This window comes from Geodermatophilus africanus (genome assembly GCF_900107105.1).
GTDB classification, from domain to species: Bacteria; Actinomycetota; Actinomycetes; order Mycobacteriales; family Geodermatophilaceae; genus Geodermatophilus; species Geodermatophilus africanus.
Genome location: NZ_FNOT01000003.1, coordinates 1 through 23,499 on the forward strand (window position 1 = coordinate 1; position 23,499 = coordinate 23,499).

The 23,499-nt window shown below is 74.9% G+C and carries 22 protein-coding genes; 14 read left to right on the forward strand and 8 right to left on the reverse strand.

What is annotated here, in order from left to right; genetic code table 11:
• Positions 1 to 190 precede the first annotated feature (190 nt).
• Genes BLW63_RS05325 through BLW63_RS05340 form a run of 4 tightly spaced genes read left to right on the forward strand, consistent with a single transcriptional unit; the run spans position 191 to position 3,855 of the window.
• Positions 191 to 877: an SGNH/GDSL hydrolase family protein gene (locus BLW63_RS05325; protein WP_211517023.1), complete on the forward strand. Its 687-nt coding sequence runs from the start codon at positions 191 to 193 to the stop codon at positions 875 to 877.
• 43 nt (positions 878 to 920) lie between these two features.
• Positions 921 to 2,126: a 5-(carboxyamino)imidazole ribonucleotide synthase gene (locus tag BLW63_RS05330; protein ID WP_091152296.1), complete on the forward strand. Its 1,206-nt coding sequence runs from the start codon at positions 921 to 923 to the stop codon at positions 2,124 to 2,126.
• 43 nt (positions 2,127 to 2,169) lie between these two features.
• On the forward strand, positions 2,170 to 2,670 hold the full coding sequence (purE, locus tag BLW63_RS05335) for a 5-(carboxyamino)imidazole ribonucleotide mutase (RefSeq protein WP_244522376.1): 501 nt from the start codon (positions 2,170 to 2,172) through the stop codon (positions 2,668 to 2,670).
• Positions 2,671 to 2,697: 27 nt separating this feature from the next.
• Positions 2,698 to 3,855: an acyl-CoA dehydrogenase family protein gene (locus BLW63_RS05340; protein ID WP_091152298.1), complete on the forward strand. Its 1,158-nt coding sequence runs from the start codon at positions 2,698 to 2,700 to the stop codon at positions 3,853 to 3,855.
• 153 nt (positions 3,856 to 4,008) lie between these two features.
• On the opposite strand, the gene BLW63_RS05345 is transcribed toward BLW63_RS05340, so the two are convergent.
• Positions 4,009 to 4,479 (reverse strand): ArsI/CadI family heavy metal resistance metalloenzyme, encoded by a 471-nt coding sequence (locus tag BLW63_RS05345; protein ID WP_091152300.1) that lies wholly within the window; start codon positions 4,477 to 4,479, stop codon positions 4,009 to 4,011.
• A 114-nt stretch (positions 4,480 to 4,593) separates the two neighbouring features.
• On the opposite strand from BLW63_RS05345, the gene BLW63_RS05350 reads away from it, so the two are divergent.
• Together BLW63_RS05350 and BLW63_RS05355 are read left to right on the forward strand one after the other, a co-directional pair.
• Entirely contained in the window at positions 4,594 to 4,950 is a 357-nt protein-coding gene (locus BLW63_RS05350) for an ArsR/SmtB family transcription factor (RefSeq protein WP_091152302.1), read from the forward strand.
• A 166-nt stretch (positions 4,951 to 5,116) separates the two neighbouring features.
• The gene (locus tag BLW63_RS05355) at positions 5,117 to 5,527 is read left to right on the forward strand and encodes an arsenate-mycothiol transferase ArsC (RefSeq protein WP_091152304.1); all 411 of its coding nucleotides are present in this window, start codon (positions 5,117 to 5,119) and stop codon (positions 5,525 to 5,527) included.
• 63 nt (positions 5,528 to 5,590) lie between these two features.
• Here BLW63_RS05355 and BLW63_RS05360 read toward each other — a convergent pair whose 3' ends face one another.
• Positions 5,591 to 5,779, reverse strand: coding sequence for a hypothetical protein (locus BLW63_RS05360; protein WP_091152306.1), 189 nt, complete (start codon positions 5,777 to 5,779; stop codon positions 5,591 to 5,593).
• 223 nt (positions 5,780 to 6,002) lie between these two features.
• Here BLW63_RS05360 and BLW63_RS05365 point away from each other — a divergent pair, with 223 nt between their 5' ends.
• Positions 6,003 to 6,836 carry an HpcH/HpaI aldolase/citrate lyase family protein gene (locus BLW63_RS05365; RefSeq protein ID WP_091152308.1) on the forward strand — a complete coding sequence of 278 codons (834 nt, stop codon included), beginning with the start codon at positions 6,003 to 6,005 and terminating at the stop codon, positions 6,834 to 6,836.
• Between the two features lie 38 nt (positions 6,837 to 6,874).
• Here the strand turns inward: BLW63_RS05365 and BLW63_RS05370 are convergent, their stop codons facing one another.
• The 5 genes from BLW63_RS05370 to BLW63_RS05390 form a co-directional block, all read right to left on the reverse strand.
• Positions 6,875 to 7,696, reverse strand: coding sequence for a DUF1028 domain-containing protein (locus BLW63_RS05370; protein ID WP_091152310.1), 822 nt, complete (start codon positions 7,694 to 7,696; stop codon positions 6,875 to 6,877).
• Positions 7,693 to 8,361, reverse strand: coding sequence for a CoA transferase subunit B (locus BLW63_RS05375; protein ID WP_091152312.1), 669 nt, complete (start codon positions 8,359 to 8,361; stop codon positions 7,693 to 7,695). The genes BLW63_RS05370 and BLW63_RS05375 overlap by 4 nt, the downstream gene beginning before the upstream one ends.
• On the reverse strand, positions 8,358 to 9,167 hold the full coding sequence (locus tag BLW63_RS05380) for a CoA transferase subunit A (RefSeq protein ID WP_091153125.1): 810 nt from the start codon (positions 9,165 to 9,167) through the stop codon (positions 8,358 to 8,360). Before BLW63_RS05380 ends, BLW63_RS05375 begins: the two co-directional genes overlap by 4 nt.
• Positions 9,168 to 9,208: 41 nt before the next feature.
• Positions 9,209 to 9,994: a TIGR03089 family protein gene (locus tag BLW63_RS05385; protein WP_091152314.1), complete on the reverse strand. Its 786-nt coding sequence runs from the start codon at positions 9,992 to 9,994 to the stop codon at positions 9,209 to 9,211.
• 137 nt (positions 9,995 to 10,131) lie between these two features.
• A complete protein-coding gene (locus BLW63_RS05390) occupies positions 10,132 to 11,706 on the reverse strand; it encodes an LCP family protein (protein ID WP_091152316.1) in 1,575 nt (524 codons plus the stop codon).
• Positions 11,707 to 11,943: 237 nt separating this feature from the next.
• Between BLW63_RS05390 and BLW63_RS05395 the strand changes: the two genes are divergently transcribed.
• Both BLW63_RS05395 and neuC read left to right on the forward strand, forming a co-directional pair.
• Positions 11,944 to 12,993: an N-acetylneuraminate synthase family protein gene (locus BLW63_RS05395; RefSeq protein ID WP_091152319.1), complete on the forward strand. Its 1,050-nt coding sequence runs from the start codon at positions 11,944 to 11,946 to the stop codon at positions 12,991 to 12,993.
• Positions 12,990 to 14,147, forward strand: a complete 1,158-nt coding sequence (gene neuC, locus BLW63_RS05400; RefSeq protein WP_091153127.1) for a UDP-N-acetylglucosamine 2-epimerase — start codon at positions 12,990 to 12,992, stop codon at positions 14,145 to 14,147. The genes BLW63_RS05395 and neuC overlap by 4 nt, the downstream gene beginning before the upstream one ends.
• Here neuC and BLW63_RS05405 read toward each other — a convergent pair.
• Positions 14,144 to 14,845: an acylneuraminate cytidylyltransferase family protein gene (locus tag BLW63_RS05405; RefSeq protein WP_170856663.1), complete on the reverse strand. Its 702-nt coding sequence runs from the start codon at positions 14,843 to 14,845 to the stop codon at positions 14,144 to 14,146. The two genes, neuC and BLW63_RS05405, sit on opposite strands and share 4 nt — an antisense overlap.
• A gap of 83 nt (positions 14,846 to 14,928) precedes the next feature.
• Between BLW63_RS05405 and rfbB the strand changes: the two genes are divergently transcribed.
• The 5 genes from rfbB to BLW63_RS05430 all read left to right on the forward strand — a co-directional run bounded on the left by rfbB (position 14,929) and on the right by BLW63_RS05430 (position 23,472).
• Positions 14,929 to 15,924, forward strand: coding sequence for a dTDP-glucose 4,6-dehydratase (rfbB, locus tag BLW63_RS05410; protein ID WP_091152323.1), 996 nt, complete (start codon positions 14,929 to 14,931; stop codon positions 15,922 to 15,924).
• Positions 15,921 to 16,829 (forward strand): dTDP-4-dehydrorhamnose reductase, encoded by a 909-nt coding sequence (gene rfbD / locus BLW63_RS05415; RefSeq protein ID WP_091153129.1) that lies wholly within the window; start codon positions 15,921 to 15,923, stop codon positions 16,827 to 16,829. The genes rfbB and rfbD overlap by 4 nt, the downstream gene beginning before the upstream one ends.
• A gap of 169 nt (positions 16,830 to 16,998) precedes the next feature.
• The gene (locus BLW63_RS05420; protein WP_244522377.1) at positions 16,999 to 19,788 is read left to right on the forward strand and encodes an N-acetylmuramoyl-L-alanine amidase; all 2,790 of its coding nucleotides are present in this window, start codon (positions 16,999 to 17,001) and stop codon (positions 19,786 to 19,788) included.
• 169 nt (positions 19,789 to 19,957) lie between these two features.
• A complete protein-coding gene (locus tag BLW63_RS05425; protein WP_139263490.1) occupies positions 19,958 to 20,569 on the forward strand; it encodes a hypothetical protein in 612 nt (203 codons plus the stop codon).
• The gene (locus tag BLW63_RS05430) at positions 20,566 to 23,472 is read left to right on the forward strand and encodes a hypothetical protein (protein WP_091152329.1); all 2,907 of its coding nucleotides are present in this window, start codon (positions 20,566 to 20,568) and stop codon (positions 23,470 to 23,472) included. Before BLW63_RS05425 ends, BLW63_RS05430 begins: the two co-directional genes overlap by 4 nt.
• Positions 23,473 to 23,499: the final 27 nt, after the last annotated feature.

Here is a 23,499-nt window from a genome sequence, read left to right on the forward strand (position 1 = left end):
CCGCTGCCTGAAGCGACTCATCGCTCGAGAGCTCTACTACCTGCTCACCGCATCGCCACCGGCCCGAGCCTCTTGACGATCCATAGGAGCATCGGCGGCCTCGAGCCGCCTCCCCGGACCTCCCAGCCCGGTGCTCCAGACTCGCCCCGTGGCGTGTGTCCTCCCTCGACGGGCTCCCGTGCGGACGGCGGTGGCCGCCGTCCTGCTGGCCGCCGTCGCCGGCTGCGGCCTGGCGGCGGACGACAGCCGGCCCGGGACGGGGGCGCCCGCGACGTCCGCCACGTCCAGCAGCCCGGCCCCGACGACGGCCGCCCCGGCCCCCCCGCGCACCTTCGTCGCGGTCGGCGACTCGATCACCGCGGGCGCCACGGACGTGTCGCAGCCCCTCGTCGAGGACCGGGTCCAGGGCGACGCCTCCTGGCTGCCGGCCGCGGAGCAGGCGAGCGGCGTGGACCTCGTGGCCGGCTGGGCGGTCCCCGGGGCCACGACCGCGGACATGCTGGCCGGGGTCGAGCCCACCGACTGGACCGCCGACGTGGTCGTCGTCATGGCCGGCACCAACGACCTGGCCCGCGGAGTGCCGTGGCAGGAGTCGGCCGCCGCCATCGAGGGCGTCGTCGCGGCGGCCGGTGCGCCGGCCGCCGTGGTCGTCGCCATCGCGCCCAACGACACCCGCCCCGCGGCCCGCAACGGCTTCAACGCCGCGCTCGCCGAGCTGGCCGGCCGCAACGGGTGGACCTACCTCGACCCCTGGACCGAGGTCGACGCGGGCGGCGCCTTCACCCCCGGCGCGTCGCCGGACGGCGTGCACCCGACGCCGGCCGTGGCCGCCGCCGCGGGGGACCGGATCGGCCGCTCGCTGGCCGCGCTCGGCTGAGCCCGGCGGGCCGCCACCGCGACACGCCCTAGGCTGGGCACCCGTGGCCACTCCCGTCGACCCGCGCACCGGACTGCCCGTCGTCGCCATGGTCGGCGGCGGTCAGCTGGCCCGGATGACGCACCAGGCCGCCGTCGCGCTCGGCCAGTCGCTGCGGGTCCTCTCCACCGGCCCCGACGAGTCGGCCGCCCTCGTGGCCGCGGACGTCCGCCTCGGCGACCACCGCGACCTCGACGCCCTGCTCGCGCTCGCCGAGGGCGCCACCGTGGTCACCTTCGACCACGAGCACGTGCCCACCGAGCACCTGCGCGCGCTGGAGGCGGCCGGCCACCGGGTCGCGCCCGGACCCGACGCGCTGGTGCACGCCCAGGACAAGCTGGTGCTGCGCCGGGCGCTGGCCGCGGCGGGCGAGCCGCAGCCGCCCTGGGCCGAGGTCGCCTCCCTCGAGGAGGTCGCCGCCTTCGGGGACCGGCACGGCTGGCCGGTGGTCGTCAAGACGCCCCGCGGCGGCTACGACGGGCGCGGCGTGTTCGTCGTCGACGGCCCGGACGGGGTCCGGGAGCTCTTCGACCGGTACGACGCGCTGCTGGCCGAGCAGCAGGTCCCGATGGTCCGGGAGCTCTCCGCGCTGGTGGCCCGCTCGCCCTTCGGCCAGGTCGCCGTCTGGCCCGTGGTCGAGACCGTGCAGCGCGACGGCATCAACACCGAGGTGCTCGCGCCGGCGCCCGGGCTGGACGAGGCCACCGCGACCGCCGCGCAGAAGCTCGCCGTGCGGGTGGCCGACCGGGTCGGCGTCGTCGGCGTCATGGCCGTCGAGCTGTTCCAGACCGCCGACGGCGTCCTGGTCAACGAGCTGGCCATGCGACCGCACAACTCCGGGCACTGGACGATCGAGGGCTCGCGCACCAGCCAGTTCGAGCAGCACCTGCGCGCCGTCCTGGACTACCCGCTGGGCGCCACGGCGATGGCCGCACCGGTCGTGGTGATGGCCAACGTGCTCGGCGGGCGCGCCTCCGAGGAGGGCTGGGGCGGCCCCGGCCTCGACGAGCGGGTGCACCACCTGATGGCGCACTGGCCCGACGTGAAGCTGCACTGGTACGGCAAGGGGCAGCGACCCGGGCGCAAGCTCGGCCACGTGACGGCGCTGGGCACCGACCTCGACGAGGTGCGCGCCCGGGCCACCGCCGCCGCCCGCTACCTGGCCGACGGTGAGGTCGACCCGGCGTTCGCCTTCCCGACCGAGCACTGAGACCGACCGAGCACCGAGACCGACCGAGCAGCGAGGAGCCCGCGTGGACCCGATCGTCGGCATCGTCATGGGCAGCGACTCCGACTGGCCGGTGATGGAGCCCGCCGCAGCGGCGCTGACCGAGTTCGGCGTCCCGTACGAGGCGCACGTCGTCTCCGCGCACCGCACCCCCCGCCGGATGCTCGAGTACGCCGAGACCGCCGCGGGCCGCGGGCTGCGGGTGGTCATCGCCGGCGCCGGGGGAGCGGCGCACCTGCCCGGGATGGTCGCCGCGGCCACGCCGCTGCCGGTGATCGGCGTCCCCCGGCCGCTGGACCGCCTCGACGGGCTGGACAGCCTGCTGTCGATCGTGCAGATGCCCGCCGGGGTGCCGGTCGCGACGGTCTCCATCGGAGGCGGCCGCAACGCCGGCCTGCTCGCCGTGCGCATCCTGGCCGCCTCCGACCCGGAGCTGCGGTCCGCCGTCGAGCGGTTCCAGGCCGATCTGGCGGAGTCCGTCCTCGCCCGGGACGCCACGCTGCAGGAGCGCGTCGCTTCCTCCTGACAGTAGGACGTCCTACGATCTGTACTCGTGGGTAACAACGCTGCCGGGCTCTACGCCCTGACCGAGGAGCACGAGGCGATCCGCGAGGCGGTCCGCGACATCGCCGAGCGGGAGATCGCCCCCCACGCCGCCGAGGTGGACGCCGACTCGCGCTTCCCGGCCGAGGCGCAGAAGGCGCTCACCGCTGCCGGCTTCCACGCCACCCACATCCCCGAGGCCTACGGCGGGGAGGGCGCCGACGCGATCGCGACCTGCATCGTCATCGAGGAGGTCGCCCGCGTCGACGCGTCCGCGTCGCTGATCCCGGCGGTCAACAAGCTCGGCTCGATGCCGGTCATCCTGGCCGGCAGCGAGGACCTCAAGCAGCGGGTGCTGCGGCCGATCGCCGCCGGCGAGGCGATGATCAGTTACGGCCTCTCCGAGCGCGAGGCCGGCTCCGACGCCGCTGCGATGCGGACCCGCGCCCGGCTCGACGGCGACAGCTGGGTGCTCAACGGCACCAAGGCCTGGATCACTAACTCCGGCGTCTCCGAGTGGTACACGGTCATGGCCGTCACCGATCCGGAGAAGGGCGCCAACGGCATCTCCGCGTTCGTCGTCCACCGGGACGACCCCGGCTTCGCGGTCGGCCCCAAGGAGCGCAAGATGGGCATCAAGGGGTCGCCCACCTGCGAGCTCTACCTCACCGACTGCACCATCCCGGCCGACCGGGTCGTCGGCGAGCCGGGCACCGGCTTCAAGACCGCGCTGCGGACGCTGGACTTCACCCGCCCGACCATCGGCGCGCAGGCCGTGGGCATCGCGCAGGGCGCTCTGGACGCCGCGGTCGCCTACGTCAAGGAGCGCCGGCAGTTCGGGAAGGCCATCTCGGAGTTCCAGGGCGTGCAGTTCATGCTCGCCGACATGGACATGCGGATCCAGGCGGCCCGCCACCTGGTCTACGTCGCCGCGGCCGCCGGTGAGCAGGGCCGCCCCGACGTCGCCCGCGTCTCCGCCTCCGCCAAGGCGTTCGCCTCCGACGTCGCCATGCAGGTCACCACCGACGCCGTCCAGCTGTTCGGCGGCGCCGGCTACACCCAGGACTTCCCGGTCGAGCGGATGATGCGCGACGCCAAGATCACGCAGATCTACGAGGGCACCAACCAGGTCCAGCGCATGGTGATCGTTCGGAGCCTCCTGAAGTAGGGGAGCCGGCACCACGCGCGACGACGGCCCCTGACTCCCGCCGGAGCCAGGGGCCGTCGTCGTCCGGCGTCAGCAGCAGCCGGCGCTGCACTCCTGGGTGGTGCAGTCGTCGCAGCACTCGTCGGTCACAGCGGTCACCTCCCTCCGGCGTCGTCAGTGGGGAGCTCGCTGGCTGGGCGGAGTGCAGCAGACCGGCGCGGCGGCGGTCTCGCCGACGGGCTCGCTGGCCGCGGGGACGGCGTCGCCGGAGAAGGTGGGACTGTCGGCGAGCACGGTGTAGACCTCCCACCGCTCGCCGCCGGGGGTGCTCTCCACCCAGAACTTCGTCTGCTTGGCGTAGCAGCAGGTCGAGTCGCGCTCCTCGGTCGACGCGAGGCCGACCGCGGCGAGGCGGGTCTGCTCGGCGTCGACCTCGTCGACCGATGCCACCTCGACACCGAGGTGGTTCAGGGTGCCGCCGGAGCCCGGGTTCTCCAGCAGCACCAGCTTCAGTGGCGGGTCGGCGATCGCGAAGTTCGCGTACCCGGGCCGGGTCTTGACCGGCTCGGTCCCGAACAGCTTGGCGTAGAAGGCCGTCGCGGCCTCGACGTCGTCGACGTCGAGGGCGAGCTGGATGCGGGACACGGGTGACCTCCTGATCAAAACCATTGATGGTTGTTGATAGGAAACTGTGCCGCTATCATCGATGGCTGTCAATGGGTACGCGGGGGCGATCACGACGACGAGGAGACCGACCCGATGACCGTGCGCGAGCTGCCGGTGCTCAACCAGCCCGAGGTGGTCGCCTGCTGCGCGCCGCTGGCCGCCGAGGTGCTCGCTGCGCCCGGCGCGAAGGTCCTGGCGCGGCAGTTCGCCGCGCTGGGCGACCCCGTGCGTCTGCAGCTGCTGTCCCTGCTGGCCACCGCCGAGGGTGGCGCGATCTGCGTGTGCGACCTGACCGAGCCGGTCGGCCGGACCCAGGGCACGGTGAGCCACCACCTGCGGGTCCTGGTCGAGAGCGGGCTGGCCACCAGCGAGAAGCGCGGCCGCAACGTCTGGTACGCCGTCGTCCCGGGTGCCCTGGAGGCGCTGCGCGCCGCGCTGGCGACCCGCTGACCGCGGTGGCCTCAGCGGTGGCACGTGAGGCGCCGGCCGAGGCGCTCGGCACGGTGTCCGCGGCGCTCGACCCGTCTCCCGCACGTCGTCCGACACGTCCGCCGGCGGGCTCAGCGCGACCGGCCCCACCGCCACCCCGCCCCCGCCACCCCTCGGGAGGAACGCCATGACCACCAAGCCGTCCGTGCTGTTCAGCTGCGTGCACAACGCCGGCCGGTCGGTCGCCGCCGCCGCGCTGCTGCGCCATCACGGCGGCGACCGCGTCGACGTCCGCAGCGCCGGCTCCCAGCCCGGCACCGAGGTGAACCCGGTCGTCGCGCAGGTGCTCGCCGAGCGCGGCCTGCCGGTCGGCGACCACACACCCACCAAGCTGCGGTACGACCTGGTCGAGGCCGCCGACGTCGTGGTCACCATGAGCTGCGGCGAGACCTGCCCGTACGTGCCCGGCAAGCGGTACGAGGACTGGCCGGTCGACGACCCGAAGGGCCAGGACCTCGACACGGTGCGGCGCATCGTCGACGACCTCGACGTCCGGGTTCGCGCGCTGCTGGCCGAGCTGGTGTCCCCCCGGTCGTAGCGCGGCGGCTGGGAGCCTGCTGGACGGGCCCGGCGGGGGACCCGGCCGATCCACCCCGTCGGCTCAGCGTCGGGGTGGACCGGCCCCCGCGAACAGGTCGAGGACCAGGTTGAACAAGGAGAAGACGTTGGTGCGCAGGATCAGCGCGTAGCTGCGCGAGGACCGGCTGACGGCGGCGTTCGCCTCGCCGCGCCGGCGCCGGGACGCGACCTCGGCCGCGGACAGCCCCTCGGGCCCGGTGGTCGCCGCCACGCGTGCGCGTCCGTCGCCTGCACGTCCATCCCGCCCACTCCCCGCCCCGGCCGCTCTCACCCCGGAACCGGCCGGCTGTCCGTCGTGTGCGCCGGTCGGCGGCGGCTCGGCGGCCTGACCCCGCTCCCGGAGTGTCCCCCGCAGGAGCCGTCGTCGCCCCCGATCCCCGGTCGTCCCGCCCGGTCGCAGGCGGCTCCGGCGCGCGTACGAGGATGGGCACGCAATGAGAAGACGCACGGTGGGCACCGAGGACGCGCGCTCCTGGTTGCTGGTCAACGGCGCCCGCACCGACCTGTTCGACCGGGCCGCGGAGTCGCGGGCCGACCAGATCGTGCTCGACATCGAGGACGCGGTCGACCCCGCGAACAAGGACGAGGCCCGTGCCGGCGTGATCGAGTGGCTGTCGAACGGCGGTCGCCCGGCCTGGGTGCGGATCAACGACCGCTCGACGGACTCCTGGGACGACGACGTCGCCAAGCTCGCCGGGGTGCCCGGCCTGCTCGGCGTGATGCTGGCCAAGACCGAGGCGGGGGAGCAGGTCACCGAGACCGCCGACCGGCTCGGCGGTTCGACGCCCGTCCTGGCGCTGGTCGAGTCGGCGCTGGGCATCGAGGAGGCCGTCTCCATCGCCCGGGCCCGCGGCGCCTTCCGGCTGGCCTTCGGCAGTGGGGACTACCGCCGCGACACCGGCACCGGCGCCGACGACCTGGCCATGGCCTACCCGCGCTCCCGCCTGGTCCTGGCCAGCCGGATCGGCGGCCTCCCCGGGCCCATCGACGGCCCGACGGTGAGCAGCAGCCACCCCGTGCTGCGCGAGCAGACCGCCGTCACCGTCTCCCTGGGGCTCACCGGCAAGCTCTGCCTGGACCCCGAGCAGACGCCAGTGATCAACGAGGTCATCAGCCCGACGCCGTCCGACGTCGCGTGGGCCCGGGACTTCCTGGCCGACTTCGAGGCCCGGGGCCGGGTCATCCGCGACGGCAGCGACAAGCCGCGGCTGGGGCGGGCCCGCAAGATCGAGCGGCTGGCGCAGACCTTCGGCGTCGAGCCGGCCTGACCGGCGCGGGAGCCGCCCGGGTGCGGCAGCTCCCCTGATCACCCCAGCAGCCGCGAGACCCCGGACAGCCGGGCGTCGCCGGCCATCGCGGCCAGCCACACCGACCAGCCCGGGCGGGCCCGCATCGCCTCCAGCGCCGTCCGCGCCGCGTCGCGGTCCCCGCGCTGCGAGGCGGCCAGCGCGGCGTAGAGGTCGCGGGCCCCCTCGGGCGCGAACAGCGCGAGGGTCTCGTAGTCGCGCTCGTCGTAGGCGCGCTGCAGGTTGCGCAGCATCCGCAGCTGCGCGACCGGGTCGCCGGAGTCGTCGACCCGCAGGTCCATCCGCACGCCGTCGTCCTCGTCGGTGACCGGCGTCCCGCTGACCACCAGCAGCGCGGCGGACTGCCGGCCGCGGACGTCCCCGCCGGCGTCCTGCCCGGCGGTGAGCGCGGCCAGCAGCCGGTCGGGCAGGTCGCCGCGGGCGGCGGTCCAGGCCTGCGCCATCGCCGGCAGCACCTCCGGCGAGGCGAGCATGTTGCCCTGCACGCTCATCTGTTCGCCGACCAGGTGGCCGCTCACCGGGAACGAGCCGCGCCCGGTGTCGGCCGCTACCCGGCCGGTGGCGTCCAGGACGGCGATCTGCCGGTCGACGTCCTCGGCCGCGTGCGCCGCCGCCCGGACCAGGTCGCCCGGGTCGGCGCCGTCGGCGAGGCCGGCCAGCAGCGACGGGCCCAGGCCGCGCCGGCTGCGGGCCTGGACGGCGACCACGCCCACCCCCGGCCGGGCGCTGGGCACCGCGCGGCCGACGGCGAGGATGCACGACGACACGGCGATGCCCAGCTCGCCGGTGCCCGGGTCCCGGGCGACGACCGAGAAGGTCACACAGCAGCCGGGAGCGGCATCTCACGGACGTCGTCGGCAGGGCTGAGCGGGGCGCCGGTGGCCGCCTGGACGTCCTCGACGCTGACGCCGGGTGCGGTCTCGCGCAGCACGAAGCCGCCGGGGGTGACGTCGACGACGGCGAGGTCGGTGACGACCCGGTCCACGCAGGCCTTGCCGGTCAGCGGGAGGGTGCACTCCTCGACCAGCTTGGGTGACCCGTCGCGGGCGACGTGCTCCATCATGATGATCACCTTGCGGGCGCCGTGGACGAGGTCCATCGCGCCGCCCATGCCGTTGACCATCTTGCCCGGGATCAGCCAGTTGGCCAGGTCGCCGCGGGGGTTGACCTGCATCGCGCCGAGCACGGCCACGTCGAGGTGCTGGCCGCGGATCATGCCGAAGCTCAGCGAGGAGTCGAAGAACGAGGCACCGGGCAGGATCGTCACCGTCTCCTTGCCGGCGTTGATCAGGTCCGGGTCCTCCTCACCCTCGAACGGATAGGGGCCCACCCCGAGGATGCCGTTCTCCGAGTGCAGCACCACGTGCACGTCGTCGGGCACGAAGTTGGGCACCAGGGTCGGCATGCCGATGCCCAGGTTGACGTACTGGCCGTCCTCGAGCTCGAGGGCGACCCGGGCGGCGAGCTGGTCGCGGGTCAGGCTCATCGGGCATCCCCTTCGGTGGCCTCGTCGCCGGCGGCGGCCGGTGCGGCGGAGCGGTCGGTGCGCGGGCGGGTGGTGCGGCTCTCGATCCCCTTGCCCTCCGGGCCGACGACGACCACCCGGTTGACGAAGACCCCGGGCAGGTGCACGTCCTCGGGAGTGATCTCACCGGGCTCGACCAGGGTCTCGACCTCGGCGATGGTGATCCGCCCGGCCATGCCGGCCAGCGGGTTGAAGTTGCGCGCGGACTCGTGGAACACCAGGTTGCCGTGTCGGTCGCCGACTGCGGCGCGGACCAGGCCGAAGTCGGCCGTCAGCGCGGTCTCCAGCACGTACTGCCGGCCGTCGAACTCGCGGATCTCCTTGGGGCGGGAGGTCTCCACGACGGTGCCGTCGGCGTCGTAGTGCACCGGGATGCCGCCGTCGGCGACCATCGTGCCCACCCCGGTCGGGGTGTAGAAGGCGGGGATGCCGGTGCCGCCGGCGCGCAGCCGCTCGGCCAGCGTGCCCTGCGGGGTCAGCTCGACCGACAGCTGGCCGGACAGGTAGAGGCGGGCCAGCTCCTTGTTGCCGCCCACGAACGAGCTGATCGTCCGGGTGATCCGCCCGGCGTAGAGCAGCACGCCCAGGGCCTGGTCGTCGACGCCGCAGTTGTTGCTGATCGTCGTCAGCCCGGACGCGCCCTGCTCCAGCAGCGCGTCGATCAGCTTGATCGGCACCCCGCACAATCCGAACCCACCGACGGCGAGCGTCGCGCCGTCCCCGATGTCCGCGACCGCCTCAGCGGCGCTGCCGACCACCTTGTCCATGCCGAACACCGTCCGTCCGTCCGGGCGGCTGGGCGGCTGCGTCAGGCAGGACGGCCCAGCTCGCGGATGCCGTCGATCGTCCGGCCGAGCGTAGCGGTGACCCTCTCGGCCGAGGCGCGCCCGGGCAGCAGCGAGGGGTCGGGGGAGCGGATCAGCACGATGGAGGCACCGGCGGCCAGCGGGGCGAGCAGCCACGCGACCGGGCCGGCCTCGGCGGCGGTGCGGTCGTCGACCAGCACCCGGTCGCCCTCGACCAGGCCGAGCCGGCCGGCGAGCTCGCGCGCGGTGTCCACGAGGCCGCCCAGGGTCAGCTCCAGGCCGCCCAGCAGCAGGCCGGGCGCGGCGGGGTCGGGCCGCTGCCACGGGGTGAAGACGTCGCCGTGCCCGCGGACCTCGAGGGCGAAGTCGCGGGCCGGGCCGGCGTACCCGGTCATGCCCATCCCGAGCGGGTGCAGCGAGAGCCCCAGCAGCTCGGCCGGCCCCTGCTCCTCGAGCGGCGGCAGCCGGTCCTGCGCGGCCAGGACGACGTCGGCGTCGTCGAGCCGGCCGTCGTCCTCGGCCGCGGTGTCGAGCACCGTGGCCCCGCAGCTCCACACCCCCAGCAGCACCGCCGCGCTCTGCCAGTGCACCGGCAGCGCGACGGCGACCGTGCTCCCGCCGGTGACGTCGAACTCGTCCTGCAGCAGGTTCGCCGTCTTGGCCACCCAGTTGGCCAGGGTGGCCGCCGACAGCTCGACCCGCCCCCCGCCGAGGTCGTCGTAGGACGTCAGCATCGGCGCGGCGGGTGCGCGGCGCAGCGTCGCGGCGAGCAGGTCGGCGGGGGTCATGCCCCGAGCTTCCCAGGTGGCGGCCCTCCTGCAGGGGCCCGCCGCGAGCTCTGACGGCCCCCTTGCAGGGTCCCGCCACGAGCCTGCGAGTGGCGGGGGGCAAGGGGGTCCTTGAAGGGGGGCAGGAGGGTCCTTCTTCAGTAGATGCAGCTGGTGTCCGCCGCGGTGCGGGCGTCCTCGCCCTCGACCTCGGCCGCCGGAGCGGCCGCGTCGACGGCCTCGCCGACCGCGTTGAAGTCCGAGCCGAGCACCAGCTGCACCGTGCCGGAGGTCGCGTCCCCGCTCTCCTCCAGGACCGCACCGGGGACGGCGGCGGCCAGCGTCGCGGCCAGGGCCTCGTCGCCGGCGGCGTACCGGACGACGGTGGTGTCGTGGTCGGACGAGTCGGCGTTGCCGGTCGTGCCGACGGCGAAGCCGGCGGTCTGCAGCGACGCGGCGGCCTCGGCGGCCAGCCCGGAGGTGCCCGAGCCGTTGAGGACGTCGACGGTCACCGCGGCGGGCGCGACGGTCTCCGGCGCGGCGGGCGCGGCCTCGGCGGGCGCCTCGGGCTCGGCCGACAGCTCGGCGAAGAACCGGTGCAGGGTGTCCTCGTCCTCCAGCCGGATGATGGAGCGGTCCTGCTCGTCCCGGTCGGTGCCGACGTGGGGGATCGTCTGGAACTCGATGCTGCCGGCGGTGACCGACTGCATCTGCTCGGCCAGCCGGAACAGGTCCAGGCCCTCGTCGATGGTCAGCGACTGGGACGCCGCCTCGACGAGCTCGCGCTGCTTGCCCAGGTTCAGCATGACCTCGTCCGAGAGCATCTTGCGGAGGACGCCGGCGATGAAGACCTGCTGTCGGACGATCCGGTCGAAGTCGCCGCGGGGCAGGCCGTGCCGCTGGCGGACGAACTCGAGCGCGTCGGCGCCGCTGATCGTCTGCACGCCGGCGTCGAACACGGCGCCGGACCACTCGGAGTCGTCGACGGCCTCGCACAGGTTGACCTCGACGCCGCCGACGACGGAGCTGAGTTCGAAGAAGCCGAGCAGGTCGACCTCGGCGTAGTGGTCGATCTGCAGGCCGGTCAGCCCGCTGATCGTCTGCACCAGCAGCTGGGCCCCGCCGGCCTGGCGGACCTCGTCGGAGGCGGTCTCCGGGGTCTCGGCGTAGCCGTAGGCGTAGGCGGCGTTGAGCTTCTCCATCCCGTAGCCGGGGATCGCCACGTAGGAGTCGCGGGGGAAGGAGACGAAGGAGGCGCGCGACCCGTCGGCCGGGATGTGCACCAGGATCATGGTGTCGGTGTTGATGCCCGAGTCGGTGCCGGCGTTGAGGCTGGCCAGCTGCTCCTCGGTGAGGTTGGCCCGGCTGTCGTTGCCGACCAGCAGCAGGTTCATCGCCTCGGGCGCGTCGCCGGTGCCCTCGTTGCCGTCGGTCGGGATGGCGTCGGTGCGGTTGACCGTCGCCTCGGCGACCTGACTGAGATACCAGCCCCAGCCGGACCCGGCGAGGAGCACGACCGCCAGCACCGCAGCGACGGCGCGGGCCGCGGTGGCGGCCCGGCCGGTGCGCCGGCGGGGCTCCGGGGGCTCCGGCCGGGCCTCGGCGGGCGCGTCGGCAGCCTGGTGGCGGGAGCGGGCGCGCCCGGTGCCGGGGCGGCCGGCGCGCGGGTCCAGCCGCGCCGGCAGCGGCCGGTCGCTCCCCGCTCCGGAGGGCCCGAGGTTCTCTCGTCTCACAAGGGGTCCTTCCTCGTGCTGGTCCGCGCGGACACGACGCCGATCCGTCGTGACCGGGGCCGGGCTGGGTGCGGCCGCCGGAGGAGGCGACGTCGACCCGGAGGCTGGGGGCGATGCTAGGTGCCGGGGAGTCGCGCCCGGCTGACGTCACGTGGCGAAACGGGACGGGTGTGACGAGCGGTGCTGGGGCGACGCAGCGGTCGCGGACGGTGGGGGGTCGGCTCGTACCGTGGCGGCATGACGAACACCCCGGGGACCCTGTCCGTCGGCGCCCGCCGGGTCGGTCCCGGCGAGCGGCCGCTGGTGATCGCCGAGCTGGGCATCAACCACGACGGCGACCTCGACCGGATGCACCGCATGATCGACGACGCCGCCGACGCGGGGGTGGAGTGCGTCAAGTTCCAGTCGCACGTCGTCGAGGACGAGATGATCCCCAACGACGTCGTCCCCGGGAACGCCGACGAGTCGATCTACGGGATGATGCAACGCTGCGCGCTCTCGGCGACCGAGGAGCGGGAGGTGTTCGCCCACGCCCACGAGCGCGGCATGCTCGCGCTGTCCACGCCGTTCAGCCGGGCCGCGGCCGACCGGCTGGCCGAGCTCGACGTCCCGGCGTTCAAGATCGGCTCGGGGGAGTGCAACAACTACCCGCTGGTCCGGCACATCGCCTCGTTCGGCAAGCCGGTGCTGCTGAGCACCGGCATGAACGACGTCAGCACCATCCGGCCCTCGGTGGAGCTGTTGCGCGCCAGCGGGGTCCCGTTCGCGCTGATGCACTGCACGAGCATGTACCCGACCCCGCCGGAGAAGGTCCGCCTCGGCGGCATCACCGAGCTGGGGGACGCCTTCCCCGACGCCGTCCTGGGCCTGTCGGACCACACCACCTCGATCTACGCCTGCCTCGGCGCGGTCGCGGTCGGCGCCGCGGTGCTCGAGCGGCACTTCACCTCCGACACGAGCTGGAGCGGCCCGGACATCCCGATCTCCAGCACGCTCGAGGAGTTCGCCCGGCTCATCGAGGGCGCCGACGTGCTCGGCCTGGCCCGCGGCGGGCGCAAGGAGATCCTCCCGGAGGAGCAGCCCACCATCGACTTCGCCTACGCCTGCGTCGTGACCACCAAGCCGGTCGGCGCCGGTGAGGAGTTCACCGTCGACAACCTGTGGGTCAAGCGCCCCGGCACCGGCGAGGTCGTCGCCAAGCACTACGACGACCTGCTGGGCCGGCGGGCCGGCCGCGACCTGCCCGCCGACGTGCAGGTGGCGTGGGCCGACCTGGCCCCGGCGTGACCGACACGGAACGGCCCCGCCGCGTCGTCGGCCTGACCGGCACGCGCGCGGACTTCGGCAAGATGCGTGACGTCTACCTGGGGCTGCAGGGGGCCCCGGGCATCGAGTTCTCCCTTGTCGTCACCGGCATGCACCTGCTGCACCGCTACGGGTACACGCTGCGCGAGATCGAGCGGGCGGGCCTGCGGCACCTGCACCACGTGCCCAACCAGGTCGAGGACGAGCCGATGGCGCTGGTGCTGGCCAACAGCATCAACTCCATCGCCCGGCTGCTGCTCTCGGAGGCGGCGGACATGGTGCTGGTGCACGGCGACCGGGTCGAGGCCCTGGCCGGGGCGCTGGCCGGCAGCCTGACCAACACCCGCGTCGCGCACATCGAGGGCGGCGAGGTCTCCGGGACTATCGACGACGCCATCCGGCACTCGCTGAGCAAGCACGCGCACGTGCACTTCGTCGCCAACGAGCACGCCCGCGCCCGGCTGCTGCAGCTGGGCGAGGAGGCCGACCGGGTGCTCGTCGTCGGCAGCCCGGAGGCCGACGCGCTCGCGGTCGCGGCCGAGTCGGACCTGGCCCCGGTGCGCGCGCACTACGGCACCCCGGCCCCGCCCTACGGCGTCCTGGCGCTGCACCCGGTGACCACCGAGCTCGAGCTCAACCGACGGCACGCCGAGGCCGTCGTCGACGGCGTGCTCGCCGCCGGGGGCTCGTGGGTGGTCATCGACCCCAACAACGACGAGGGCACCCACGACGTGCGGGCCGCCCTCGAGCGGCTCGACGGCCAGCCGGACGTCGTCCGGCTGCCGTCGATGCGCTTCCCCGCCTACCTCACCCTCGTCCGCCACGCCGAGGTCGTCGTCGGCAACTCCAGCAGCGGCGTCCGCGAGGCGCCGGTGCTGGGGACGCCGTCGGTCGACGTCGGGTCGCGGCAGACCGACCGCTCGCCGGCGGCGTCCGTGCGGCACGTGCCGGCGGTCGCCGCGGAGGTGACCGGCGCGATCCGGGCCGCCCGGGCCGCGGGCCGCAGCCGGCCGGAGGAGCACTTCGGCTCCGTCGGCGCCGCGGGGCGGATCGTCGAGGCCGTCTGCGGGGACGACGTGTGGACCCTCGGGCTGCAGAAGCGCTTCGTCGACCGGCCGCTGGCCGAGGGCGTCTAGGCCCCCCGACCCTCCAGGAGCGCCCGGGCGGCGGCGAGGTCCTCGGCGGTGTCGACGTCGAGGCTGCGCTCCTCGGGCATCTCGACCACCGCCAGCGGCGGCACCAGGACCGCGCCGGCCGCGGCTATGGCGCCGGCGGCGGTCACGTAGACCGCGCCGTTCGGACGCAGCGCGCGGGGCAGCTGCTGGCGCGGCGCCTCGAGGTCGGCCCAGGCGCGCACCGGGGAGGCCGTCCCGGCGTCGTCGACGAGCAGCTGCTTGAGCGGGTGGTGGCCGACCGCGCACCCGGTGAGCGTGCTGCCCACGTCCCCGGCCGCGTGCCGGGCCAGGACGGCGCGCACGTCGTCCCCGGTGCGCAGCGGAGAGGTGGGCTGCAGCAGCAGCACGAGGGTGTCGTCGGCCAGTGCCAGCGAGCGGACGGCGTGCAGGACGGCGTCCACCGTCCGGCTGGCCCCCGTGGCCAGCTCGGCCGGCCGGTGGACGACGGTGCACCCCAGTGCCCGGGCCTCGGCCGCGATGTCGGCGCCATCAGTGGTGACGACGACCTCCCCGACGCCGGCGTCCCGCGCGGCGCGCACGGCGTGGCCGACCAGGGAGAGCCCGCCGATCCGGGCGAGGTTCTTGCCCGGCAGCCCCTGCGAGCCGGCCCGCGCCGGGACGACGCCGACCACCCGCGGTGCGTTCCCCGGAGCCGGCACGCCGGCGACGCTAACAGCGCCGCGCGACACGCCTCACCCCGCCGGAGGATGACCCCGCTCCCGCGGCGCGGGAGGATCGCCGCATGCGCGTGCTCGTCACCGGGGGAGCGGGCTTCATCGGCTCGCACTACGTCCGGACCCTGCTCACCGGCGGCTACCCGGGCTTCGAGGACGTCGAGGTGACCGTCTTCGACAAGCTCACCTACGCCGGCAACCTCGCCAACCTCGCGCCGGTGGCCGACTCCCCGCGCCACCGCTTCGTCCGCGGCGACATCTGCAGCGCCGCCGACCTCGACGCGGCGCTGCCCGGGCACGACGTGGTCGTCAACTTCGCCGCCGAGTCGCACGTCGACCGCTCGATCACCGGCGCGTCGGAGTTCGTGCTGACCAACGTGCTCGGCGCCCAGCAGGTGTTCGAGGCCTGCCTGCGGCACGGCGTCCGCCGGGTGGTGCACGTTTCCACCGACGAGGTCTACGGCTCGATCGACGAGGGCTCGTGGACCGAGGACCACATCCTGGAGCCCAACTCCCCGTACTCCGCGGCCAAGGCCGGCGGCGACCTGATCGCCCGGGCGTACGCGAAGACCTACGGCCTGGACATCTCGATCACCCGGTGCAGCAACAACTACGGGCCCTACCACTTCCCCGAGAAGGTCATCCCGCTGTTCGTCACCAACCTCCTCGACGGGCACAAGGTGCCGCTGTACGGCGAGGGGGCCAACGTGCGCGACTGGCTGTTCGTCGACGACCACTGCCGCGGCATCCAGCTGGTCGTGGAGAAGGGGCTGCCCGGCGAGTTCTACAACATCGGCGGCGGCCGGGAGCTGTCCAACCGGGAGCTGACCGAGAAGCTGCTCGAGGCCACCGGCCGCGACTGGAGCTCCGTGGAGCACATCGTCGACCCGCGCGGCGGGGGCCACGACCTGCGCTACTCGGTGGACTACTCGAAGACCGCCGCGCTCGGCTACGCGCCGCGGATGACGTTCGAAGACGGGCTCGCCCTCACGGTGCAGTGGTACCGCGACAACCGGGCCTGGTGGGAGCCGCTCAAGGCCGCGGCGGCCACCGCCCGGGCATGAGCGGGGCCGTCCCGCCGGACGCCGCCCCGATCGCCTGGCTGGTCACCGGCGCCCGCGGGCAGCTCGGCAGCGACCTGCTCGCCGTCCTGGCCGGCCGGCCGGGGGACCCCGTCACCGCGGTGGGGCGCGCCGAGCTCGACCTGACCGAGGAGCGCCGGGTGCGCGACGTCGTCCGCCGGTGGCTGGCCGGCGTCGGCGGGGCCCGTCCCGTCGTGCTCAACGCCGCGGCCTACACCGCCGTCGACGCCGCGGAGACCGACGAGGACACCGCGCTGCTGGTCAACGGCCGTGCCCCCGGCTGGCTGGCCGAGGAGCTCGCCGGGCGCGGGCGGCTGGTGCACGTCTCCACCGACTACGTCTTCGACGGCGCGGCCACCGAGCCCTATCCGGTGGACGCCCCGGTCGCGCCGCGCTCGGCCTACGGCCGGACCAAGGCGGCGGGGGAGCGCGCGGTCGCGGCCGCCGGGGGCGACGCCACCGTCGTCCGCACCGCGTGGGTGTACGGCGCGCACGGCGCCAACTTCGTGCGCACCATGGCCGGCCGCGCCCTCGACGGCGCCCCGTCCTCGGTGGTCGATGACCAGGTCGGCTCGCCGACGTGGGCGGCCGACCTGGCCACAGGGCTCGTGGCGCTCGGCGCCCGGCCGGGCCCCGTGCCGCCGGTGCTGCACCGCACCGACGCCGGCACGGTCAGCTGGTACGGCCTGGCCCGCGCCGTCTACGAGGAGGTCGGCGCCGACCCCGCGCTGGTCACCCCCACGACGACCGAGGCGTTCCCGCGGCCGGCACCCCGCCCGGCGTGGTCGGTGCTCGACGGCAGCGCGTGGCTGGCCGCCGGCCTGCCGGCGCCCCGGCCGTGGCGGACCGCGCTGCACCTCGCGCTCCGGGAGTGGCCGGCCCGCTGAGCCGTGGGGTCCGTGGGACGGGAGTGACCAGTGGGTCGGGACGCGCCCGATCTCCCGAGATCGTCGGCCGCGTCGGCTCAACACCGGTCGTGGTCGGACCGATGGTGTCCGTGGACCGATGCGCCCTCGTGCAGGGTGCAGCCGCCACGCTCCACCGGAGGACCACCCCGTGCGTCGCCGCCTGCTCGCCGGAACCACCGCCTTCGTCGCCCTCACCGGGGTCGTCCTGGTGCTGCCCGTCTACTCCGAGCCGGCCCCCCAGGCCGTGCCCGTCGAGACGTCGGTCGAGGCGGTGGCGATGGGGTCGTTCAGCGCCCCCGCGCCCGAGGCGCAGGTGCAGGAGGGCACCACCGACCCCGTCGCCGGCGTGCCCGACACCGTCCCGACGCTGTCGGTGAGCGCCACCGACGTGGCCGAGTTCTCGCTGGTCGGCATCACCTGGGCGTTCGACCCGGGGGTCACCGACACGGTGGTTCAGGTCCGGGTGCGCGACCTCGCCGGCACCTGGGGCGCGTGGACCGAGGTCGGCGCGGAGGGCATCGAGCAGGCCGAGGACGCGCAGACCGGCACCCCCGTCCGGGGCGGGACCTCGCCGCTGTGGACCGGCCCGGGTACCGCGGTGGAGGCCGAGCTGGTCACCCGTGCGGGCGCCCAGCCCACCGACGTCCGGCTGGACCTGGTCGACCCGGGCGAGAGCGCGGCGGACGCCGACCTCGGCGAGCCCGACATCACCGAGACCGCCGACGCCGCCGTCGCGATGCCCCCGGTCTTCTCCCGGGCCCAGTGGGGCGCCGACGAGAACATGATGAAGTGGACCCCGCAGTACGCCAGCACCATCAAGGCCGCGACGCTGCACCACACCGCCGGGTCGAACAACTACACCCCCGAGCAGGTGCCCGGGATCCTGCGCTCGACGTACACGTACCACGCGCAGAGCCTGGGCTGGGGCGACATCGGCTACAACGTCCTGGTCGACAAGTACGGCCGGATCTGGGAGGGCCGGGCCGGCGGCCTGGCCAGCACGGTGGTCGGGGCGCACGCCGGTGGCTTCAACACCGGGACCTTCGGCGTCTCGATGATGGGCAACTACGACGTCGTCGACACGCCCCAGGTGATGGTCGACTCCGTCGCGGCGATCACCGCCTGGAAGTTCTCCCTCTACGGCGTCAACCCCAAGGGGACGACGACGCTCACCTCGGGCGGCACGAACAAGTGGCCGGCGGGCTCCCGGCCGACCCTCCCGACGATCTTCGGGCACATCGACACCAAGAGCACCGCGTGCCCCGGGCGCTACGGCTACGCGCGGCTGGGTGAGATCCGCGACAAGGTCGCCGCCCGGATGGCGAACACCAAGTCCCCGATCGTCACCCGGTACGAGTCCGACGCCGGCCTGCGGGCCTGGCTCGGCGCGCCCGTGGGCGGCGAGCAGTCGGCCGCCGGCGTCACCTGGCAGGTCTACGCCAACGGCGCGCGGCTGTACTCCTCCCCGCTGGGCGGCGTCCGGCTGGTCCTCGGCGGCATCCTCGACCGCTACCTCGCCGCCGGCGGGCCGGCCGTCCTCGGCCCGCCGATCACCGACGACGCGGCCACGCCCGGCGGTCGCGGCGCCTTCGTGCGCTTCCAGCACGGCGACGTCTACTGGTCCCCGGCGACCGGCTCACAGCTGGTCCGCGGCGACATCCTGGCCGCCTGGCTGGCCGCCGGCGGCGTCACCGGGGGGCTGGGCTTCCCGAGGACGAGCGACGCGGCCACGCCGGGGGGCGGCGGCTACTTCGTCCGCTTCGAGCGCGGCGACGTCTACTGGTCGGCCGCGACCGGGGCGCGCACCGTCCTCGGCTCGATCCGGGACACCTGGCTGGCCGCGGGCGGGCCGACGGGCTTCCTCGGCTTCCCGACGACGAGCGACACGCCCGCCGGCACGGGTGCCCACGTCCGCTTCCAGGGCGGCGAGGTGCTGTGGTCGCCGACGACGGGGACCCGGATCGTGCGCGGCAACATCCTCGACGCCTACCGCGCCGCCGGCGGGCCCACCGGCGGGCTGGGCTTCCCGACGACCAGCGACGCGCCCACGCCGGACGGCCGCGGCTACTTCGTGCGGTTCACCGGCGGCGACATCTACTGGTCGGCCACGACGGGGGCCCGCACCGTCGTCGGCTCGATCCGGGACACCTGGCTGGCCGCCGGCGGCTCCGGGGGCTACCTCGGGTTCCCGACGACCAGCGACACGCCCGTCCCCGGCAGGGGAGCCTACGTCCGGTTCCAGGGCGGCGACGTCTACTGGTCGTCGGCGACCGGCACCCGGATCGTGCGGGGCGAGATCCTCAACGCCTGGCTGGCCACCGGCGGGGCGACCGGCTACCTCGGCTTCCCGACGACCAGCGACGCGGCGACCGCCGACGGCCGCGGCTACTTCGTGCGGTTCCAGGGCGGCGACGTGTACTGGTCGGCCGCCACCGGCACCCACATCGTGCGCGGGTCGATCCTGTCCACCTGGCTGGCGGCGGGCGGGGCGACCGGCCCGCTGGGCTTCCCGACGACCAGCGACGCGGCGACCGCGGACGGCCGCGGCTACTTCGTGCGGTTCCAGGGCGGCGAGGTCTTCTGGTCGCCGGCGACGGGGACGCAGGTGGTGCGCGGGTCGATCCTGTCCACCTGGCTGGCGGCGGGCGGGGCGACCGGCCCGCTGGGCTTCCCGACGACCAGCGACGCCAAGACCGCCGACGGCCGCGGCTACGTCGTCCGCTTCACCGGCGGGGACGTCTACTGGTCGCCCGCGACCGGCACGCAGGTGGTGTCCGGCGCGATGGCGAAGACCTACTGGCAGCGGGGCGGCAGCTCCTCGACGCTGGGCTTCCCGACGCGGTCCAGCTACCCGGTCTCCGGCGGGATGCGCACCGACTTCGAGCGCGGCTCGATGACGTGGAACGCCACCAGCGGGGCCGTCGCGATCTCCCAGTGACCACGGTCGGAGCCGGACCCGCGTCGCTCCACGCCGTGGGTCGTCACTGGCAGTAGCCTCTCCGGCACGGTCGCACACCTGCGACCACGACTACCGCGCGAGCGGACAGCGACGTCCCCCGCCCGGACGCCGATGACCGACCCCTGCCGTGGGTCGACTGGGAGTGCCGATGTCCCGCAGGACCCGCCGTAGCCGCCGTCGTCCCCTGCTGGTCCTCGTGACCCTGCTCCTGGCCGGCGGGGCGTTCCTGTTCTGGACCCGGTCCGGCGACCCCGCCCCGGCCGCGGTCGGGTCGCCCACGCCGACGATGTCGGCCGCCGCGCCGTCGGCGTCGGCCGACTCCTCGGGCGCGGGATCGGCGGACGCGTCCGACGCCGAGCCGGAGGACGACGGCGAGGAGGCGACGTCGCGGCCGACCGCGACTCCCGCCGCGCCGGAGCCCGAGGACGAGGACGAGGACGAGGCGGACGCCGGCGGGCTCACCGCGGTCACCGTCTCGCTGAGCTACACCGGCTACGACACCGCGGCCGCGGCCGTGGTCGCCGGCGGGTACGCCGACGGCGTCGTGGAGGAGGACGCCACCTGCACCCTGGTCCTCCGCCGCGGCGGCGTGGAACTGCGCGGCGAGTCGCTCGGCACGCCCAACGTGACCACCACCGACTGCGGCGAGGTCCGGGTCGGCGGCGACGCGCTGACCCCCGGGACCTGGGAGGCGGTGCTCAGCTACACGTCGGACCGGTCGGCCGGGGAGTCCGCGGTCGGCGAGGTCGTGGTCCCGTGAGGCCCCGCGTCCGCCTGCTCGCGCCTGCCCTGGTCGCCCTCGGGCTGGCGCTGGCCTTCCTCGCCGGCTCCTCGCCGCAACCCACGGGCCTGCACGAGTCGGCCGACGCGCACCTGTTCGACCCGAGCAGCATCATCAGCGACGACCTGTTCTTCAACGGTTCGGCCATGAACCCCGGCGAGGTCCAGGCGTTCCTCGACGCCATGGGCGTGAACTGCCGGACCGGGACCGACGGCACCCCCTGCCTGAAGAACTACTGGCAGGACACGACCGACCGGGCGGGGGACCAGTACTGCGGCCCCTACGCCGGCCGCCCCCAGGAGACCGCGGCCGACATCATCACCAAGGCCGGGCAGGCCTGCGGGATCAGCCAGAAGGTGCTGCTGGTGATCCTGCAGAAGGAGCAGTCCCTGGTCACCACCCGGGGCGGCGACGCCCTCTACGCCCGGCGCTACCGCGAGGCGATGGGCTACGCCTGCCCCGACAACGGCAGCTGCAACCCGGCGTACAACGGGTTCGCCAACCAGGTCTACAGCGCCGCCCGGCGGTTCCAGGTCTACGCGAAGAACCCCACGAGCTACGCGCACCGCCCGGGGATGACCGTGGACATCCGGTACTACCCGGAGGGCGTCAGGCCCGAGGACTTCAACTACCAGAGCCGCGACTGCGGCAAGCTCCGGGTCTACATCCGCAACCAGGCCACCGCGGGGCTCTACAACTACACGCCCTACGTGCCGAACCGGGCCGCGCTGGACGCCGCGCCCGGCACCGGCGACCGCTGCTCCACGTACGGCAACCGGAACTTCTTCCTCTACTACACCGACTGGTTCGGCAACGCCCAGTCCGGGGCCTCGTCGGTCACCGAGAAGTACACGCTGCTCAAGGCGTCCGGGGTGGACCTGGGCGCGGCCACCTCGCCGGTGGTCTGCGACCTGCCCAACGGCGGCTGTCGGGGGAGCTGGCAGCACGGCACCATCTTCTGGTCGCAGTACACCGGCGCCCACGTCGTCCGCGGCGCGATCCTCCAGCACTTCCTCGCCCTGGGCGGGGTGCCCTGGCTCGGCTACCCGACCGGCGACGACAGCGCCGCGGCGGTGAACCCCGGCTACTACACCGACTTCCAGGGCGGGTCGATCTACTGGTCGCAGGCCACCGGCGCCCGGGAGGTGCGCGGCAACCTGCTCGAGGCGTGGCGGGCCAAGGGCGCCCAGGCGGGCGTGCTCGGCTACCCGGTCGGCGGCGACGAGGCGGTGCCCGGGGGCTTCCGCAGCCGCTTCCAGGGCGGCACGCTCTACTGGTCGCAGGGCACCGGCGCCCGGATGATCCGCGGCGCGCTGCTGGCGCGCTACGAGGCCGCCGGCGGCCCGCGCGGAATCGGGTTCCCGGTCGCCGACGAGCGCGCCGCCGCGCGGGGCGGCGCGGCCGTCGATCTGACCGGCGGGGCCGTCTACTGGAACTCGGCGACCGGCGCGCGGGTCGTCCGCGGGGAGATCCTCGCGACCTGGCGGCGCTGGGGCGCGGAGTCCGGGGCGCTGGGCTACCCGACCGGGGACGACCAGGCGTACGCCGCCGGCTTCCGGACCACCTTCCAGGGCGGGCACGTCTACTGGTCGGCGCCGACCGGGGCGCACGTGCTGCGCGGGGCGATCCTGGACCGCTACCTCGCCCTCGGCGGCGCGCCGGCGCTGGGCTTCCCGACCACGGACGACGTCGCGGCCGCCGGTGGTGGCGCGAAGGCCGACCTGCAGGGCGGGGCGGTGTACTGGTCCTCGGCGACCGGGGCCCGCGTCGTCCGCGGCGACATCCTGGCCAAGTGGCGGCAGTGGGGGGCCGAGTCCGGCGCGCTGGGCTACCCCACCGGGGACGACGCGGCCGGGCCGAACGGCGGGTACCTGACCACCTTCCGCGGCGGCACCGTCTGGTGGTCGCCGTCCACCGGCGCCAGGGTGCTGCGCGGCGCCATCCTGGACCGCTACGTGGCCCACGGCGGGCCGCGCGTCCTGGGCTACCCGACGACCGACGACGTCGCGGCCGCCGGTGGTGGCGCGAAGGCCGACCTGCAGGGCGGGGCGGTGTACTGGTCCTCGGCGACCGGGGCCCGCGTCGTCCGCGGCGACATCCTGGCCAAGTGGCGGCAGTGGGGGGCCGAGTCCGGCGCGCTGGGCTACCCCACCGGGGACGACGCGGCCGGGCCGAACGGCGGGTACCTCACGACGTTCCGCGGCGGCACCGTCTGGTGGTCGCCGTCCACCGGCGCGAAGGTGGTGCGCGGCGCCATCCTGCAGCGATACGTGACCGCGGGCGGCCCGCAGGAGCTGGGCTACCCGAGCACCGACGACGTCGCGGCGGCCGGCGGCGGCGCGAAGGTCGAGCTGCAGGGCGGGGCGGTCTACTGGTCCTCGGCGACCGGGGCGCGCGTCGTCCGCGGCGAGATCCTCGCGAGGTGGCGGCAGTGGGGCGCGGAGTCCGGCGCGCTGGGCTACCCCACCGGCGACGACACGGCCTCGCCCGACGGCGGGTACCTGACCACCTTCCGCGGCGGCACCGTGTTCTGGTCGCCGTCCACCGGCGCGAAGGTGGTGCGCGGTGTCCTGCTGGAGCGGTACCTCGCCGCCGGCGGCCCGCAGCAGCTCGGCTACCCGACGACCGACGACGGCCCCACACCCGGTGGCGGCGCCGAGGTCGAGCTGCAGCGCGGCGCCGTCTACTGGTCGGCGACGACCGGCGCCCACGTGGTGGCGGGCGAGGCCGCCCGCCACTACGTCGAGCTGGGCGAGACGACGTCCTGGCTCGGCTACCCGACCGCGGACACCGTCGAGACGCCCACCGGCACCCGCACCGAGTTCGAGCACGGCGTCATCGACGTGACCGACCAGCAGGTGGCCAGCGCCCACCGGCTCTGACCGGGAGGACGACGGCGGCCGCCGGCT